The organism is Streptomyces sp. NPDC038135, from assembly GCF_055601245.1.
In genome coordinates this window covers 552,597-569,119 of record NZ_JBVJXS010000004.1, presented here as the reverse complement: position 1 = coordinate 569,119, position 16,523 = coordinate 552,597, and the positions used below count along the sequence as shown (strand labels likewise).

Annotated in this window: 9 protein-coding genes; 3 read left to right on the top strand and 6 right to left on the bottom strand. The window is 73.6% G+C overall.

Annotation, left to right across the window (positions count from 1 at the left end; all coding sequences use genetic code 11):
• Nucleotides 1-3: 3 nt before the first annotated feature.
• The 3 genes from fdh to ACZ7JA_RS14215 all read right to left on the bottom strand — a co-directional run bounded on the left by fdh (nt 4) and on the right by ACZ7JA_RS14215 (nt 5,475).
• Entirely contained in the window at nt 4-3,285 is a 3,282-nt protein-coding gene (fdh, locus tag ACZ7JA_RS14225) for a formate dehydrogenase (protein WP_470808284.1), read from the bottom strand.
• A gap of 136 nt (nt 3,286-3,421) precedes the next feature.
• Complete coding sequence (gene nrfD / locus ACZ7JA_RS14220; RefSeq protein ID WP_470808282.1) at nt 3,422-4,441, bottom strand: NrfD/PsrC family molybdoenzyme membrane anchor subunit; 1,020 nt, start codon at nt 4,439-4,441, stop codon at nt 3,422-3,424.
• Nucleotides 4,438-5,475 carry a 4Fe-4S dicluster domain-containing protein gene (locus ACZ7JA_RS14215; protein ID WP_450747066.1) on the bottom strand — a complete coding sequence of 346 codons (1,038 nt, stop codon included), beginning with the start codon at nt 5,473-5,475 and terminating at the stop codon, nt 4,438-4,440. Before ACZ7JA_RS14215 ends, nrfD begins: the two co-directional genes overlap by 4 nt.
• Before the next feature lie 439 nt (nt 5,476-5,914).
• Here ACZ7JA_RS14215 and ACZ7JA_RS14210 point away from each other — a divergent pair, with 439 nt between their 5' ends.
• Together ACZ7JA_RS14210 and ACZ7JA_RS14205 are read left to right on the top strand one after the other, a co-directional pair.
• The gene (locus tag ACZ7JA_RS14210; protein WP_470808279.1) at nt 5,915-10,168 is read left to right on the top strand and encodes a HAMP domain-containing protein; all 4,254 of its coding nucleotides are present in this window, start codon (nt 5,915-5,917) and stop codon (nt 10,166-10,168) included.
• 367 nt (nt 10,169-10,535) lie between these two features.
• Nucleotides 10,536-12,893 carry a PP2C family protein-serine/threonine phosphatase gene (locus tag ACZ7JA_RS14205; RefSeq protein ID WP_470808549.1) on the top strand — a complete coding sequence of 786 codons (2,358 nt, stop codon included), beginning with the start codon at nt 10,536-10,538 and terminating at the stop codon, nt 12,891-12,893.
• A 25-nt stretch (nt 12,894-12,918) separates the two neighbouring features.
• Here the strand turns inward: ACZ7JA_RS14205 and ACZ7JA_RS14200 are convergent, their stop codons facing one another.
• Both ACZ7JA_RS14200 and ACZ7JA_RS14195 read right to left on the bottom strand, forming a co-directional pair.
• Complete coding sequence (locus tag ACZ7JA_RS14200; protein WP_470808277.1) at nt 12,919-13,368, bottom strand: ATP-binding protein; 450 nt, start codon at nt 13,366-13,368, stop codon at nt 12,919-12,921.
• Nucleotides 13,369-13,543: 175 nt separating this feature from the next.
• On the bottom strand, nt 13,544-13,717 hold the full coding sequence (locus tag ACZ7JA_RS14195; protein WP_351669878.1) for a CsbD family protein: 174 nt from the start codon (nt 13,715-13,717) through the stop codon (nt 13,544-13,546).
• 251 nt (nt 13,718-13,968) lie between these two features.
• On the opposite strand from ACZ7JA_RS14195, the gene ACZ7JA_RS14190 reads away from it, so the two are divergent.
• Nucleotides 13,969-15,156 carry an ANTAR domain-containing protein gene (locus ACZ7JA_RS14190; protein ID WP_351669875.1) on the top strand — a complete coding sequence of 396 codons (1,188 nt, stop codon included), beginning with the start codon at nt 13,969-13,971 and terminating at the stop codon, nt 15,154-15,156.
• A gap of 99 nt (nt 15,157-15,255) precedes the next feature.
• Here the strand turns inward: ACZ7JA_RS14190 and ACZ7JA_RS14185 are convergent, their stop codons facing one another.
• Nucleotides 15,256-16,518 (bottom strand): cation:proton antiporter, encoded by a 1,263-nt coding sequence (locus ACZ7JA_RS14185; protein ID WP_470808271.1) that lies wholly within the window; start codon nt 16,516-16,518, stop codon nt 15,256-15,258.
• Between the last annotated feature and the right edge of the window lie 5 nt (nt 16,519-16,523).

The window sequence follows — 16,523 nt, the reverse complement described above, 5'->3', positions numbered from 1 at the left end:
CCCCTACGGCTCCGTACCGGTGTGCTCGTCGATGCCCGCCCGGGCCCGGTAGGCCCGCACCAGCTCCAGTGACGCCGGTCCCCGCGGACGGCGCCCGGGACGGACGTCGACGGCGAACGCCTTCGCCTCCTGGATGTGCGTGTTCGGGTCCAGGGACAGGTGCAGCAGCTCGTTGGCGGCGTCCCCGGTGCTGTAGCCGTTCGGACCCCAGTGGTAGGGCAGGCCCACCTGGTGCAGGGTCCGGCCCTGCACCCGCAGCGGCGCCATCCGGTCGGTCACCAGCACCCGGGCCTCGATCACCCCGCGCGCGCTGACGATCGTCGCCCAGCCGGTGTGCGCGAGGCCCCGCTCGGCCGCCAGCTCCGGGGACACCTCGCAGAAGAACTCCGGCTGTAGTTCGGCGAGATAGGGCAGCCAGCGGGACATGCCGCCCGCCGTGTGGTGCTCGGTGAGCCGGTAGGTGGTGGCCACGTACGGGAACACCTCCGAGCCGGACTCGGCGCCGCTCGGCTGGTAGCGGTTGTCCGGCAGCGTCGGCAGCAACTGCCGTACCGGATTGCGCTGCTGGCCGTAGAGCAGGTTCGGGAACGGGGAGTCCTGCGGCTCGTAGTGCGTCGGCAGCGGCCCGTCGGTCAGGCCCGACGGCACGTACAGCCACGCCTTGCCGTCGGCCTGCATGATGAACGGGTCCCGGCCGGACAGCGCCTCGGGGCCGGTCGCGCCCTCGGGCGGCTCGTGGTCGGGCGCCTTGTCCTTCTTGAAGTCGGGCACGTCGTGCCCGGACCACTCGCCCCGCTCACCCTTGTCCGGGTCCCACCACACCAGCGCCTTCCGCTCGCTCCACGGCCTGCCGTCCGGATCGGCCGAGGCGCGGTTGTACAGGATGCGCCGGTTGGCCGGCCAGGCCCACGCCCACTCGGCCGCCACCCAGTCCTGCTCCCGGCCCGGCTTGCGGCGCGCGGCCTGGTTGACGCCGTCGGCGTACACCCCGCAGTAGATCCAGCACCCGCAGGCGGTCGACCCGTCGGACTCCAGCTGCTCGTAGGAGGAGAGCGGATCGCCGTCGGCGTCATGGCCGTTGATCTCGGCCAGCACGGCCTCCGCGTCCGGCTCGACCAGCTCGCCCCTCGTCGGGTAGTCCCAGGTCAGGTCCAGCACCGGACGGTCCATCTCGTCGGCGGACCCGGCCAGCCGCTCCCTGATGAGCCGCCCCAGGTGGTACGTGAACCACAGATCGCTGCGGGCCTCGCCGGGCGGCTCCACGGCCTGGTGGTGCCACTGCAGCAGCCGCTGGGTGTTGGTGAAGCTGCCGTCCTTCTCGGTGTGCGCCGCGGCCGGCAGGAAGAACACCTCGGTGCCGATGTCCTCGGTGCGCATCTCCCCGGTCTCGATCTCCGGGCCGTCCTTCCACCAGGTCGCCGACTCGATGAGGGAGAAGTCCCGCACCACCAGCCAGTCCAGGTTGGCCATGCCCATGCGCATCAGCTTGGCGTTGGCGTTGCCGACCGCCGGGTTCTCCCCGATCAGGAAGTAGCCCTTGCACGCCCCGTCGAGCTGCGCCAGTGCCGTCTCGTACGCGGAGTGGGAGCCGGTCAGCCGCGGCAGGTAGTCGAAGCAGAAGTCGTTCTCCGGCGTCGCCGCGTCGCCCCAGTACGCCTTCAGCAGACTCACCAGGTAGGCGCGCATGTTGCCCCAGTAGCCCTTGTGGGCCGCCTCGGCCTTCGCGAACGCGTCGAGGTCCTGGTTCTGGTGGGCGTGCGGCATCGGGATGTAGCCGGGCAGCAGGTTGAACAGGGTCGGGATGTCCGTGGAGCCCTGGATGGAGGCGTGCCCGCGCAGCGCGAGGATGCCGCCGCCCGGGCGGCCGATGTTGCCGAGCAGTGTCTGCAGCACCGCGGCCGCGCGGATGTACTGCACGCCGACCGTGTGCTGTGTCCAGCCGACCGCGTAGGCGAACGCCGTGGTCCGGTCCCGTCCGGAGTTCTCCGTGACCAGTTCGCACACCTGCCGGAACAGGTCCCGCGGTACCCCGCAGACCTCCTCGACCAGTTCGGGCGTGTAGCGGGCGTAGTGCCGCTTGAGCACCTGCAGGACGCAGCGCGGATGGGTGAGCGTCTCGTCCCGCTCGGGCTCGCCCTCGCCGATCACGGCCCCGCCGGAGCCGTGCGCCTCGCCGCGCGCCGCCTCGGTGACCGCGCTGTCGTCGGAGCCCTCGCCGCCGGTGCGCTTGTCGTAATCCAGATCACGCTCGCCCGAGGCCGCCTGCATCTCGGCGCCCTCGTACTGCCAGCTGCTGTTGTCGTACGAGCGGCTGTCGGTGTCCAGGCCCGAGAAGACGCCGTCCAGGTCCTCGGTGTCCCGGAAGTCCTCGCGCAGGATCACCGAGGCGTTGCTGTACGCCAGCACGTAGTCCCGGAAGTACTTCTCCTCCCGCAGGACGTGGTTGATGATCCCGCCGAGGAACGCGATGTCCGAGCCAGCGCGCAGCGGCACGTGCACGTCGGCCAGCGCGCTGGTCCGGGTGAACCGCGGGTCGACGTGGATCACCTTCGCGCCGCGCGCCTTCGCCTCCATCACCCACTGGAACCCGACCGGATGGCACTCGGCCATGTTCGAGCCCTGGATGACGATGCAGTCCGAGTTCTGCAGGTCCTGCTGGAAGGTGGTCGCGCCGCCGCGTCCGAACGAGGTTCCCAGACTGGGAACGGTGGAGGAGTGTCAAACACGCGCCTGGTTCTCGATCTGGATCGCTCCCAGCGCGGTGAACAGCTTCTTGATCAGGTAGTTCTCTTCATTGTCGAGCGTCGCCCCGCCGAGGCTCGCGAAGCCGAGGGTGCGCCGGGTGCGCTTCCCGTCGGCCTCCCACTGCCAGCCCGCCCGCCGCGCCTCGACGACCCGGTCGGCGATCATCTCCATCGCCGTGTCCAGGTCCAGCCGCTCCCACCGCGTGCCGTGCGGCCGCCGATAGAGCACCTGGTGCTCGCGGGCGCTCCCCGTCGTCAGCTGCAGGCTGGCCGAGCCCTTGGGGCACAGCCGGCCGCGCGAGATCGGGGAGTCCGGGTCGCCCTCGATCTGGGTGACCTTCCCGCCCTGGACGTACACGTTCTGCCCGCAGCCCACCGCGCAGTACGGGCAGACGGACTTGACCACCCGGTCGGCCGAGGCCACCCGGGGCTTCAGACGCGCGCTGCGGCCGCTCTTGGCGGCGGCCCCCCGGCCCAGCGGGTCGGTACCCGTGAGCTGCCGGTAGACCGGCCAGGAGTCGATCCAGGTGCGAACGCCCACGACCCGCTCCTCCCGTCCACGTCCTTCGATTCTCACGCCACCGCGCGTCCGCGGCATCCCGGCCCCGGCGGGCGGCGGAGTACCCCCGCCCCGGACGGCCAAACCGGCACGGCTCGCTCCCGGACGGGGGACGGGTTCAGCCGCCCCGCGCCGCGAGCCGCTCGCGCTGCGGCACGACCGTGTACTTCGGGTCCTCGGCGGAGTCCACCCCGGCCTGGAACACGCCGAAGCGCAGTGCCGCCGAGCCGGACAGCAGCGCGGCTCCGGCCGCCACGGCCAGGCGCCGGTCGCGCACGCGCCCGGACAGCAGCGCCAGGGCGGCCCCGCCCGCCGTCAGCGCCTCGGCGGCGCGCAGCAACCGGTGCGGCCGGCCCTGCTCGAAGGTCTCGGCGGCCAGTCCCAGGCGCCCCTTCATCAGCCGGAAGGCGCCCAGCTCCAGCGCCGCGCCGAGGGCCGCCATCCGGCGGGCCGGTCCCGCCTCGCCCACCGGGGCGGCGGCCAGCGCCAGACCGGACGCCGCGGTCGCCGCCGATCCCGCGAAGACGTACGGGAGCTGCCGGTAGCCCTCGTGCCAGGACGGCACCGCCGTGTCCGAGAGCAGCACCGCGGTGTAGGTCGCCACCGCCGGGCCGAGCACGGCGGCGCCCGCCGTGGCGGCCGAGCCGGCCAGGCGGTAGCGGCCCGCGACATCGGCGGCCGCCGCGGCCACCGTCAGCGGGGCGTAGCCCACCAGCAGCCACGAGCCCACGCTCATCGGCGAGGTGGGCTTGAACACCCGAAGCATGTTGAGGAAGCGGGCCGGGCGGCCCAGGTCGTGCACGAGCGCGACCAGGGACAGCGAGATGGCCCCGGCGGCCCCCAGCTTCGCCGGCCGGGCCAGCCCCGGCCGCCCGCTGAGCGTGCTCCCGGCCGCGAGCAGCGACGAGGCCCCGGCCAGCCCGCCGAGATACAGGTAGCCGGCGATGTCGAGCGCCTTCCACGTCGGCTTGTTCAGCACCGGTTTGCCGTAGTACGACGAGAACTCCGCGTCCGGGACCATCGGCTGCTCGCCCCGGCCGCGCCGGCGCCGGCGGCGTCCGGCCCGCTCGCCCGTCGGGGCCTCGCGACCCGGCCGCCCGCCCGTCACGCCGTCCCGGGTCACGTCCGAACCGCTCATCGCGGCCTCCTCACGAAACTGGTGACGGCGAGCGCGGCGAGCGAGACGGCGGCCAGCGCGGCGTGCCGCCACATGTCGGGCAGGTCCCGGGTGGTGACCACCGGGTCCGGCGGCAGGCCGTACACCTCCGGCTCGTCCAGCAGGAGGAAGAACGCGCCGTCCCCGCCGACCCCGTCGTCCGGGCTCTCGCCGTACAGCCGGGCGTCGGCCACCCCCGCCTCCCGGAGCCGCTCCACCCGGGCCGCGGCCCGCTCGCGCAGCTCCTCCAGCGGGCCGAACTGGATCGATTCGGTCGGGCAGGCCTTGGCGCAGGCCGGCTCCATGCCGACGCCCAGCCGGTCGTAGCACAGGGTGCACTTCCACACCCGGCCGTCGTCCTCGCGCTGGTCGATGACGCCGTACGGGCAGGCGGGCACGCAGTAGCCGCAGCCGTTGCAGACGTCCTCCTGGACGACGACCGTGCCGAACTCGGTGCGGAACAGCGCGCCTGTGGGGCACACGTCGAGGCACGCCGCGTGGGTGCAGTGCTTGCACACGTCGGAGGCCATCAGCCAGCGCAGCTCGGTGCGGCCGTCCGGCGACACCGGGGAGATCTCCCCGGCTGGGGCGCCCGCGGGGGCCCCGGCGGGCGGGGGAGCGGTGGCGCCCGGCCCCGGCGAGCCCGCGCCGGTGCCGAGGTCCGCCGCGGCGGCGAACACGTCGACGTCCTCGTGGACGACGCCGGGCTCCTGCCCGCCGAAGGGCTTGCGCTGCTCGATGAACGCCACGTGCCGCCAGGTGTCGGCGCCGAGGCCCTGGGTGTTGTCGTAGGACATGCCGGTCAGTTCGAGCCCGTCCTCCGGGACGGCGTTCCACTCCTTGCAGGCCACCTCGCACGCCTTGCAGCCGATGCACACGGAGGTGTCGGTGAAGAAGCCCATCCTGGGCGGGGCGTCCGGGTAACCCGCGGCGCCCGCCACGTCCGGCTGGGGGCCGTACAGCAGATGCCCGCGCGCCGGCCCGGGGCCCGCAGCGCCGTCGTCGTCGGGGGTCATGCCGCGCCCTCCTCGCTCGGCCCGCGCCCCCGCCGGCGGCCGAGGCGCGCAAACGTCCGGGGTCCGGGTCCTGGTGCCCTGTCTCGAGCCTGGCACGGGTGCCCTCGCCGCGCGCGCCCGAAACGGCCCCCGCGGCAGCCGTCACCCGGCGGGAGGGGCCGGACGCGAGGCGCCGCTCCGCGGACGCCGAACGCGATGGAGTACCCGGGACGACGGGAAGTACACCTCTCGCGGCGGATCGTCGTGGCGAAGTCTGGCCGGCCGAGGGGCTGCTTTGTCGGGGCTCGTGAAAGTGGGTTAGCCTGCGACGTATTTTTCTCATCAGGCAATTCCGTGAACTGCGGAAATGCACACACCAAGGGCCGGGTCAGGCCGCGTGCCCGGTGGTGGTTCCGAGCCCTCTGCCCGAGGGCTCCTGGGGAGCGGAACGAGGGTGCACATGGCCGGCAAGGCGACCGGGACGATCGACGCCGTCCCGGGTGAACAGGAACTGAGACGGCTCCTCGCGGGGCTGACGGCGGTCCGCGACGGAGACTTCGGCACACGGCTGCCGGACGACTCCAGCGGACTGATGGGCGACATCGCCACCGTCTTCAACGGCATGGTCGACCAGTTGTCCGTGTTCACCTCCGAAGTGACCCGGGTGGCCCGCGAGGTGGGCACCGAGGGCACCCTCGGCGGCCAGGCGGAGGTGCCGGGCGTCTCCGGCACCTGGGCCGACCTCACCGACTCCGTCAACGCGATGGCGGGCAACCTCACCACCCAGGTGCGCGACATCGCACAGGTCGCGACCGCCGTCGCCAAGGGCGACCTGTCGCAGAAGATCGACGTTCCCGCGCGCGGCGAGATCCTCCAGCTCAAGGAGACCGTCAACACGATGGTCGACCAGCTCTCCGCGTTCGCCGACGAGGTGACCCGGGTGGCGCGCGAGGTGGGTACCGAGGGGCGCCTCGGGGGGCAGGCGCAGGTGCCCGGGGTCGCCGGCGTCTGGCGGGACCTCACGGATTCGGTCAACTTCATGGCCGGAAATCTCACCGCCCAGGTGCGCAACGTCGCCCAGGTGACGACGGCGGTGGCGCAGGGCGACCTGTCGCAGAAGATCACGGTGGACGCCCGGGGCGAGATCCTGGAGCTGAAGAGCACCATCAACACGATGGTGGACCAGCTCTCGGCGTTCGCCGACGAGGTGACCCGCGTGGCCCGCGAGGTGGGCACCGAGGGCCGGCTGGGCGGTCAGGCGGACGTCAAGGGCGTCAAGGGCACCTGGCGGGACCTCACGGACTCGGTGAACTTCATGGGCGGGAACCTCACCGCCCAGGTGCGCAACGTCGCCCAGGTGGCCACCGCGGTGGCGCAGGGCGACCTGTCGCAGAAGATCACGGTGGACGCGCGCGGCGAGATCCTGGAGCTGAAGAACACCATCAACACGATGGTGGACCAGCTCTCCGCGTTCGCCGACGAGGTGACCCGGGTGGCCCGCGAGGTCGGCACGGCCGGCAACCTCGGCGGCCAGGCCACCGTCCGCGGTGTCTCCGGCACCTGGAAGGACCTCACCGACAACGTCAACGTGATGGCGTCCAACCTGACCGGTCAGGTCCGCTCCATCGCGCAGGTCGCCACGGCCGTCGCCAAGGGCGACCTGTCGCAGAAGATCACCGTCGAGGCCAAGGGCGAGGTCGCCGCGCTCGCCGACGTCATCAACACCATGGTCGACACGCTCTCCGCGTTCGCCGACGAGGTGACCCGGGTGGCCCGCGAGGTGGGTACCGAGGGCCGGCTCGGCGGCCAGGCGCACGTGCCCAACGTGGCCGGCACCTGGAAGGACCTCACCGACAACGTCAACTCCATGGCCAACAACCTCACCGGCCAGGTGCGCAACATCGCGCTGGTGACCACCGCCGTGGCCCGGGGCGACCTGTCCAAGAAGATCGACGTCGACGCGCGCGGCGAGATCCTCGAACTGAAGACGACCATCAACACGATGGTGGACCAGCTCTCGGCGTTCGCCGACGAGGTGACCCGGGTGGCCCGCGAGGTGGGCACCGAGGGCCGGCTCGGCGGCCAGGCCGAGGTCGAGGGCGTCTCCGGAACCTGGAAGCGCCTGACGGAGAACGTCAACGAACTCGCCGGGAACCTCACCCGTCAGGTGCGCGCCATCGCCGACGTGGCCAGCGCCGTCGCCGAGGGCGACCTGACCCGGTCGATCACCGTCGACGCCTCCGGCGAGGTCGCCGACCTCAAGGACAACATCAACTCCATGGTGGAGTCCCTGCGCGAGACCACCCTGGCCAACCAGGAGCAGGACTGGCTCAAGACCAACCTCGCCCGGATCTCCGCCCTCATGCAGGGCCACCGCGACCTCCCCGTCGTCGCGGAGCTGATCATGGACGAACTGGTGCCCCAGGTCTCCGCCCAGTACGGCGCCTTCTACCTCGCCGAGGACGGCGAGACCGGGGCCGAGCTGCGGCTCGTCGGCTCCTACGGCAGGCCGGAGGACGACAACCGGCCCGCCCGCATCCCGTTCGGCCGCTCCCTGGTCGGCCAGGCCGCGCGCAGCCGCCGCACGATCGCCGTGGACGAGCTGCCGCCCGGCTACGTCACCATCTCCTCCGGGCTCGGTGAGATCGAGCCCACCGCCCTGCTGCTGCTCCCCATCCTCTTCGAGGAGCAGGTCCTCGGTGTCATCGAGCTCGCCTCGGTCACCGCGTTCACCCCCGTCCAGCGGGACTTCCTGCAGCAGCTCGTGGACACCATCGGCGTCAACGTCAACACCATCGTGGCGAACGCCCGCACCGACGAACTGCTGGAGGAGTCGCAGCGCCTCACCAGCGAACTGCGCTCCCGTTCCGCCGAGTTGCAGGCGCGGCAGGAGGAACTGCAGCAGTCCAACGCCGAACTCGAGGACAAGGCCTCCCTGCTGGCCGACCAGAACCGGGACATCGAGGCGAAGAACCTGCAGATCGAGCAGGCGCGGCAGGAACTGGAGGCCCGCGCGCAGCAGTTGTCGCTCGCCTCCCGCTACAAGTCCGAGTTCCTCGCGAACATGAGCCATGAGCTGCGCACCCCGCTCAACAGCCTGCTCATCCTCGCCCAGCTCCTCGCCCAGAACCCGTCCCGCAACCTCACCCCGAAGCAGGTCGAGTACGCGGGGATCATCCACTCCGCGGGTTCCGACCTGCTGCAGCTCATCAACGACATCCTCGACCTGTCCAAGGTCGAGGCCGGGAAGATGGACGTCAGCCCCGAGCGGGTCCCGCTGCGGCAGCTCATCGAGTACGTCGAGGCCACGTTCCGCCCGATGACCTCGCAGAAGAGCCTGGACTTCACGGTCAGCACCGCGCCCGGCGCCCCCGCCGACCTGCTCACCGACGACTCCCGGCTGCGGCAGATCCTGCGCAACCTGCTCTCCAACGCGGTGAAGTTCACCGAGCAGGGCAGCGTCGAGCTGCGCATCGAGCCCGCCCCCGACGACGAGGTGCCCGAGGGCGTGGTGCGGGGCGGGACCATCGTGGCCTTCCGGGTGAAGGACACCGGCATCGGCATCGCCGAACAGCAGCGGGAGACCATCTTCGGCGCCTTCCAGCAGGCGGACGGCACCACCAGCCGCAAGTACGGCGGCACCGGTCTCGGCCTGTCCATCACCCGGGAGATCGCCCACCTCCTCGGCGGCGCCGTCACCGTGGCCAGCACCCCTGGCAAGGGCAGCACCTTCACCCTGTTCCTGCCCGTCGCCCGGCTGGACTTCGAGGACCTGCTGCGCAGCGCGCCGAAGCCGCCCGAGCCGCTCCCGGCCGGCACGGCGCCCGGAACCGCGGCCCTGGAGGGCGCGCCCCCCGCGTCCGCCAAGCGGGAACGCCCGCGCCGCCTGCTGGTGGTGGAGGAGCGGCCGCGCGGCCTGCTGACGCTGGTCGCCGAGAGCGTCGTCGGGGACCTCGGGCACGGACGTGCCGAGGGCGCCACCGTCGACATCATCGCCGCGGTCGGCGCGCACGAGGCGGCCGGCGCTCTCGCCGCCGAGCCCTGCCACTGCGTCGTCGTCGAACTCGGCGCGCCGGACGGGGAGTCGGCACGCTTCCTGCGCGCGCTGCGCGGCGACTCCGCGCTGGCGAGCGTCCCGGTCCTGGTGCACAGCTCGCACCGCACCGAGCACCTCGCCGAGGACACGGAGGGCGGCTCGCTGGAGTACCTGTACAGCCTGGACGAGCTGCGCGAGCGGATCGCCCTGCACCTGTCGGCCGAGGAGCCCGGCGAGGTGCTCACCCTGGTGCGCGGCGAGGAGCCGCAGCAGCTCACGGCGCCCCAGCCGGTCGACGAGCGGACCCGGGGCCGTACGGTCCTCGTGGTCGACGACGACGCCCGGAACCTGTTCGCGCTCAGCGGCATCCTCGAACTGCACGGTTTCCGCGTGCTGCACGCGGAGAACGGCCGCAAGGGCATCGACACGCTGGTGAGCAACCCGGACGTCGAACTCGTCCTGATGGACGTGATGATGCCCGAGATGGACGGCTACACCGCCACGGCCGAGATCCGCAGGATGCCGCAGTACGCCGACCTGCCGGTCATCGCCGTGACCGCCAAGGCCATGCAGGGCGACCGGGAGAAGAGCCTCGCGTCCGGCGCCAGCGACTACGTCACCAAGCCGGTCGACACCCAGGACCTCATCGCCTGCGTCCGGCGCTGGCTGCCCGCATGAGGACGCACGCCATGACCGCCGGCCGAGGAGCAGGATTCCGGTGAACGACAACGAACCGCTGTCCGAGGCGGCCGCCGTGGACCCGGGCTCGCCGGGCGCCGGCCCGCCCGCCGTGCCCGGCACGCCCGGGGCCGTAGAACCGTCCGGCCCGGGCGGGCCCCTGGACCCGTCCGGCCCGGGCGGGCCCCTGGACCCGTCCGGCCCGAGCGGGCCACTGGATCCGTCCGGCCCGAGCGGGCCACTGGATCCGCCGGAACAGGCCGGGCCCCTGGACCCGTCCGGCCTGGCCGGGCTCCTGGGTCCGTCCGGCCTGGCCGGGGCCCTGGACCCGTCCGGCCCTGGTGAGGCCGCGGCGCCCGCCGGCCCGCTGGAGCGGAGCGACCCCGCCGGGGCGCCGGCCACCTCGCCCGTGGGCAGGCTCGCCGCCACCGTCGAGCGGCTGCGCGAGGAGGTGCGGGCGGCACAGGCCGAGGCCGAGGGCCGGGCCCTGCTGGAACTGGCCAAGGGCATCCTGGTCGAGCGCCTCGGCTGCGGCCCGGCGCAGGCCGCCCGGCAGCTCGCCGAGCTGACCGAGCAGGCCCGGGTGACCCCGCTGGAGTTCGCTGTCGAGGTCATCAACCAGGCCGCCCGGGACCGGGTTTCGGAGGTCGCCAAGGCCTTCCTGGCCGCCACCGCGGACCCGGCCGGGCAGGCCGAGGACTCCGCCGCGGTGCGGCTGCGCGCCGCCGAGAGCGGCGTCCTCGCCGCCCACGACACCCAGGCGGTGGCCGACTCGCTGCTCCAGCACGCCCTGCGGCCGCTCGGCGCCGTGGCCGTGGCGGTCTGGGCCGCCGGCTCCGACGGCTCGCTGACCCTCGCGGGCAGCGCGGGCTTCCCGCAGGCCGAGGCCGAACGCTGGCGCTACGTCCCGCCGGACGTGGCCACCGTGGCCCGGCGCGGCCTGACCGAACGGGACGGCCAGTGGCTGACGTCCCTCGCCGAGTCCGGGCTGCCCACCATCGGCCGCCGTGCCTTCGCGGAGGGCGCCCGGGCAGCCGTGCCGGCCGGCGTGGGCGGCCGCATCCACGGCGTGCTGGAGATCGCCTGGCCGGGCCCCGAGGGCCCGAGGCCGCCCCAGGTGATCCGACAGCTCGAAGCGCTCGCCGAACTGTGCGCGCACACCCTGGAGTCGCACCCGCTGCTGCCCGGCGCCCAGGAGAACCGGGTGCTGCCGGACGTGGTGGAGCTGATGGACCTGGCGGACGGCCTGCACGACCCGGCCCTGGTCCTGGTGCCGCACCTCGACGACACCGGACAGCTCGTCGACTTCCGCATCCAGCACGTCAACAGCCACTTCCTCGACCCGGCGGGCCGGCCGCGGGCCGTCGTCGGCGGCGCGCTGCTGCTGGAGGCCTACCCGATGGCCGCCGGGACCAACGAGCTGTTCCAGCGGGTGGAGCGGGTCTACGCGACCGGCGAGCCGTTCCGCGCCCAGCGCATGCGGCTCACCGCCCTGGTCGACCAGGTTCCGCTGTCGGCGGTCGCGGACATCAGCATCAGCCGGCACGGCTCCAGCGTGCTGCTGATCTGGCGGATCGAGGACGAGGCGGCCCGGCTGGCCAGCCTGCTCCAGCACGCCCAGCGGCTCGGCCGCATCGGCGGCTTCGAGGAGAACCTGCTCACCGCCGAGATCACCTGGAACGGGCAGCTCTTCGACCTGTACGGCCGCCCGCCCACCAGCCCTCCGGTCCCGCTGGAGGATCTGGCCGCGCACGCGCACCCCGACGACGCCGTCGGCATCGGCCGGTTCCTGCGCACCCTGGTGCACCAGCGGCGCCCGGCCTCCGTGGCCTTCCGGCTGCAGCGGCCGGAAGGGGTCACCCGGCATGTGCGGGTGGTGGCCGAACCCGTCCTGGACACCGACGGCCAGCTCCTCGTCGTCCGCGGCGCCTACCAGGACATCTCCGCCCAGCACTGGACGGAGGTCGCCCTGGCCGCCACCCGGGACCAGCTCGCCCACACCGAGCAGCAGGCCGACGAGCGCAACCGGCTGGCCCTGCAGCTCCAGCACGCGATCATGCCCCCGGCGCAGTCCCCCCTGGAGGTGCCCGACCTCCAGGTTGCCGTGCGGTACCGGCCGGCGGAGACGGAGCATCTGGTCGGCGGCGACTGGTACGACGCGGTGGTGCTGCCCTCGGGTCTGGTGCTGGTGTGCGTGGGGGACGTCGCCGGGCACGGCATAGAGGCCGCGACCAGCATGGTCGTGCTGCGCAACGCCCTGCGCGGCCTGGCCGTGACCGGCGCCGGGCCGGCGCAGCTGCTGTCCTGGCTGAACATCGTCGCCCACCATCTGACCGGCGCCGTCACCGCCACCGCGGTGTGCGGTCTCTACGACGGCGAGCGGCGCACCCTGCGCTGGGCCCGGGCCGGACATCTCCCGCCGGTCCTGGTGCGGGACGCGGAGGCCACCGCCATGCCCACGCTCAAGGGGCTGCTGCTGGGCGCCGTACCGGACGCCGTGTACGAGGAGACGGAGGTCCAACTGGCTGGCGGTGACACGCTGTTGATGTACACCGACGGTCTGATCGAGCGCCGGGACCGGTCCGTGCAGGAGTCACTGTCGCATCTGCTGTCGATGGCGCGCTCGGCGCCCGGCGGTCTGGACCAGCACCTGGACCGGCTGCTCACGCACAGCAGGTCGGACACCGACGACGACACCTGCATCGTGGGGCTCAGGCTGGCCTGAGCCGGGCGGGCGTCGCCGTCGCGCGTCACCCGCCGGCGTCGGCCCGCAGGGCGACGATGGCGGTGACGCGCTTGCCGCGCGGCAGCGGGGTGACCTCCAGGCTGCCGCTGAGCATGTTCACCAGGAGCAGCCCGTGGCCGCCCACCCGGCCCGGGTCGGGTGGGGGCTGCCGGGGCAGGTCGGGGGAGGTGTCGACGACCGTGATGCTCAGCGCGGCCGCGTCGGGCGTCAGCTCGAGGTGGAGCGCGCACGGGCCGGGAGCGTGCTTGACGGCGTTGGTGACGAGCTCGCTGGCGACGAGCTGGGCATCCTGGACCGCGCGCCGGCCCGGTGCGGGACGCGCCCGTTCCAGGAGGGCGCCGACCGCGTCCCTCGCCTCGGCGATGCAGGGCGCGCCGCGGTCCCAGGTGCGGCTGTGCCGCAGGGGCCCGGGGCGGGCCCGCGTGGCCTTGTGCGTCGTCAGGTGGATGTCCATACCTCGTTGCCCTCTTCCGCCGGGGTCGGGGTCCCTTCCTGATCGAGGAGGCTCGTGCCGTCCTTGTGGCGGATACCCACTGGACGGTCGATCAAGTACACGCGAACCGGGACAGGCCGCGGAAATCGGGTTCGTTCCCGCGGCCTGCCCCGGCATGCTGTTGCGGTAGTGCTCGTCAGTGCTTGAAGGCGTCCTTGCCCTTTTCCTTGGCCTCCCGGGCGTCGCCCCGCGCGCCCTCCATGCGGCCTTCGGCCTCCATGCGCTCGTTGCCGACGGCGCGGCCCACGGCCTCCTTGGCCTTGCCCTTGGCCTGCTCCGCCTTGGCCTTTGCCTTCTGGTCACCAGCCATGGGGTAGTCACATCCCAACGTCGTTCCGGTGTGCGGTCGACTTCCGGTTTGCCGCTCCGGCCGGGTCCAAACCCGCTTTCCCCCGGCCGGTGCCACGGGACGTGCCGCAGCTCCCGGCCGGCCCCGCCCCGCTTGCCATTCCACGGCTGCCGGGAACAGTCTGAGGGGAGGAGCCGGCGGGAAGCGGACAGAGGTTCGCCCCGACCGGGTCGTGGCATGTACGTGGATGTGGATCTCGGGGGTCGCCCGCCATGACGGCGGCCGCCTCGCTGACGGTGCTGCCGGTGGCCGACCGGGCGGTGGTGCTGCGCCTGTCCGGGCCGCTGGACCGGTACGGCGCCGGCATGCTCGGCCGCGAACTGGACCTGCGGCTGGCGCGGGCCGACCGGCGCGGGCTGCGCCTCGTCCTGGACGTCTCGGGCGTCAGCCGGATGAGCGACGAGGTCCGGGACGCCCTGGACGCCCGCACCCGGGACCTCGGGACCGGACCGGTGCTGGTCAGCGGCGCCCGCCCCGAGGTGCGCGCCATGCTCGCGGCCGCCGAACTGCCGGGCGTCCGGCTCTGTCCCACGCTGGAGGAGGCACTGGCCGCGGTGTGCCGGGCGACGGCCGCCGGGCCGCCGCCCGGAGCGGAAGCGCTGCCGGAGGACGTGCGCAGCGAGGTGTTCGGGCTGCGGGCCAAGGCGCGCACCAGCGGGCTCATCGGCATCGCCCAGGGCATCCTGCTGGCCCGGTACGGCCTGCCCGGCCCCGAGGAGGCGTTCGCCCTGCTCCGCGACGGTTCCCAGCACCACAACGTACCGCTGCGGGTGCTGGCCGCCGCCGTGGTGAGCGCGCCGGCGCCGCACGCGGCGGGGGAGTGGTTCCCCGGACGCCGGCACCTGCCGCCGCCCGCCCTCGCGCTGCCGGACCCGGTGGACGTGCGCGACCGCCGGCAGGTCCTCAGGGCGGCCGTGTACGCGGCGGTGACCCTGACCGACGCGGACGCGGCGGAGATCCACCTCGCCGATCACACCCGCGAGGAGGCCCTCGTACTGGAGGCCCACCACGGGCTCGACGCCGCCTATCGCGACTGCCTCGCCCTGGTCGGCGGCCCGCCCGCGGTCTGCGCCCGGGCCCAGGCGGCCGGCCGGCCCGTGACCGTGGCCGACGTGGCCGCCGACCCCGGGCTGGCCGGGCACCCCGTCGGCCTGGCCACGCTGGCCGCGGGCAGCCGCGCCGTGCACAGCGCCCCGATGATGACGGCCGAGGGGGCCTGCCGGGGGGTGATCTCCGTGCACCGGACGGATTCGGGCCGCTGGCTGGAACCGGGGGAGGAGGCCGCCCTCGGCGAGCTGGCCGCCGAGCTGGCCGCCTGGCGCTCCTGGTACCGCCGCACCGTGGTGCTCGACGCCCTGGAGTACGTGCACGCGCGCGGCGGCGAGTGGGGCGCCGGCTGAGAGCCGGGTCCGGCCACGTCCGGCGGCGGCCCGCCCCTGTGGCGCGCGGATGCCGGGGCGGCCGAGGGGCGCGGGCCCTCGTGCCCCCCGGCGTCCCGGTCAGGGACGGGCGACCGTGTCCTGGTCCCGCAGCGCGGGCTCGCCGTCCTCGGTGAGCGGTGCGTCGCCCGCGGCCGGCCCGGCGTCCGGTGCCGGGCGGCGGCCGCCGAGGGCGGCAAGCCTGCGGGCGAGCGGTTCGGTGTAGCGGGCGGTGAGGGGCCCGAGGACCACCAGGATGAGGACGTACGCCGTGGCCAGCGGACCGAGGTCGGAGTCGATCCCCGAGGTCACCGCGAGACCGGCGATGACGATGGAGAACTCGCCGCGGGCCACCAGGGTGCCGCCGGCCCGCCATCTGCCCTTCGACGAGATGCCCGCCCGGCGCGCGGCCCAGTAGCCCGTCGCGATCTTCGTGAGCGTCGTGACGACCGCGAGGGCGAGGGCGGGCAGCAGCACCGGCGGGATGCTGGCCGGGTCGGTGTGCAGGCCGAAGAAGACGAAGAACACCGCCGCGAACAGGTCCCGCAGCGGCGCGAGCAGGTTGTGCGCGCCCTCGGCGACCTCGCCGGAGAGCGCGATGCCGACCAGGAACGCGCCCACCGCCGCCGAGACCTGGAGCTGCTGGGCCACGCCCGCGACCAGCAGGGTCAGCCCGAGCACGACGAGCAGCAGCTTCTCCGGGTCGTCGCTGGAGACGAAGCGGGAGATGTGCCGCCCGAACCGGACCGCCAGCAGCAGGACCAGCCCGGCGACGCCGAGGGCCACGGCCAGCGTGACACTGCCCGCCGCGAGCCCGGTGCCGGCCAGCAGCGCGGTGACGACGGGCAGGTAGACCGCCATCGACAGGTCCTCCAGGACCAGGATGCTGAGGATCACCGGGGTCTCCCGGTTGCCTATCCGGCCGAGGTCGCCGAGGACCTTGGCGATGACGCCCGAGGAGGAGATCCAGGTGATGCCGGCGAGGACGACGGCGGCGATCGGGCCCCAGCCGAGCAGCAGCGCCATGACGGCGCCGGGCAGCGCGTTGAGGGTGGCGTCGACGATGCCGGCCGGGTACTGGGTTCTGAGGTTGGAGACCAGGTCGCTGGCGGTGTACTCCAGGCCCAGCATCAGCAGCAGCAGGACGACGCCTATCTCGGCGCCGATCGCCACGAACTCCTCGCTGGCGCCGAGCGGCAGCAGCCCGCCCTCGCCGAAGGCCAGCCCGGCCAGCAGGTACAGGGGGATGGGGGAGAAGCTCAGCCGCGCGGCGAGCCGGCCCAGCAGCCCGAGGCCGAGGATGATCGCGCCGAACTCGATGAGGAAGACCGCGGAGGAGTGCATCCGCG

What these genes read in the sequence shown, in the direction of transcription:
- ACZ7JA_RS14210 (WP_470808279.1), top strand. Translation starts at nt 5,915, where the DNA reads ATGGCCGGCAAGGCGACCGGGACGATCGACGCCGTCCCGGGTGAACAG.
- ACZ7JA_RS14200 (WP_470808277.1), bottom strand. Translation starts at nt 13,368, where the DNA reads ATGGACATCCACCTGACGACGCACAAGGCCACGCGGGCCCGCCCCGGG.
- ACZ7JA_RS14185 (WP_470808271.1), bottom strand. Translation starts at nt 16,518, where the DNA reads ATGCACTCCTCCGCGGTCTTCCTCATCGAGTTCGGCGCGATCATCCTC.
- ACZ7JA_RS14195 (WP_351669878.1), bottom strand. Translation starts at nt 13,717, where the DNA reads ATGGCTGGTGACCAGAAGGCAAAGGCCAAGGCGGAGCAGGCCAAGGGC.
- ACZ7JA_RS14190 (WP_351669875.1), top strand. Translation starts at nt 13,969, where the DNA reads ATGACGGCGGCCGCCTCGCTGACGGTGCTGCCGGTGGCCGACCGGGCG.
- ACZ7JA_RS14215 (WP_450747066.1), bottom strand. Translation starts at nt 5,475, where the DNA reads ATGACCCCCGACGACGACGGCGCTGCGGGCCCCGGGCCGGCGCGCGGG.
- nrfD (WP_470808282.1), bottom strand. Translation starts at nt 4,441, where the DNA reads ATGAGCGGTTCGGACGTGACCCGGGACGGCGTGACGGGCGGGCGGCCG.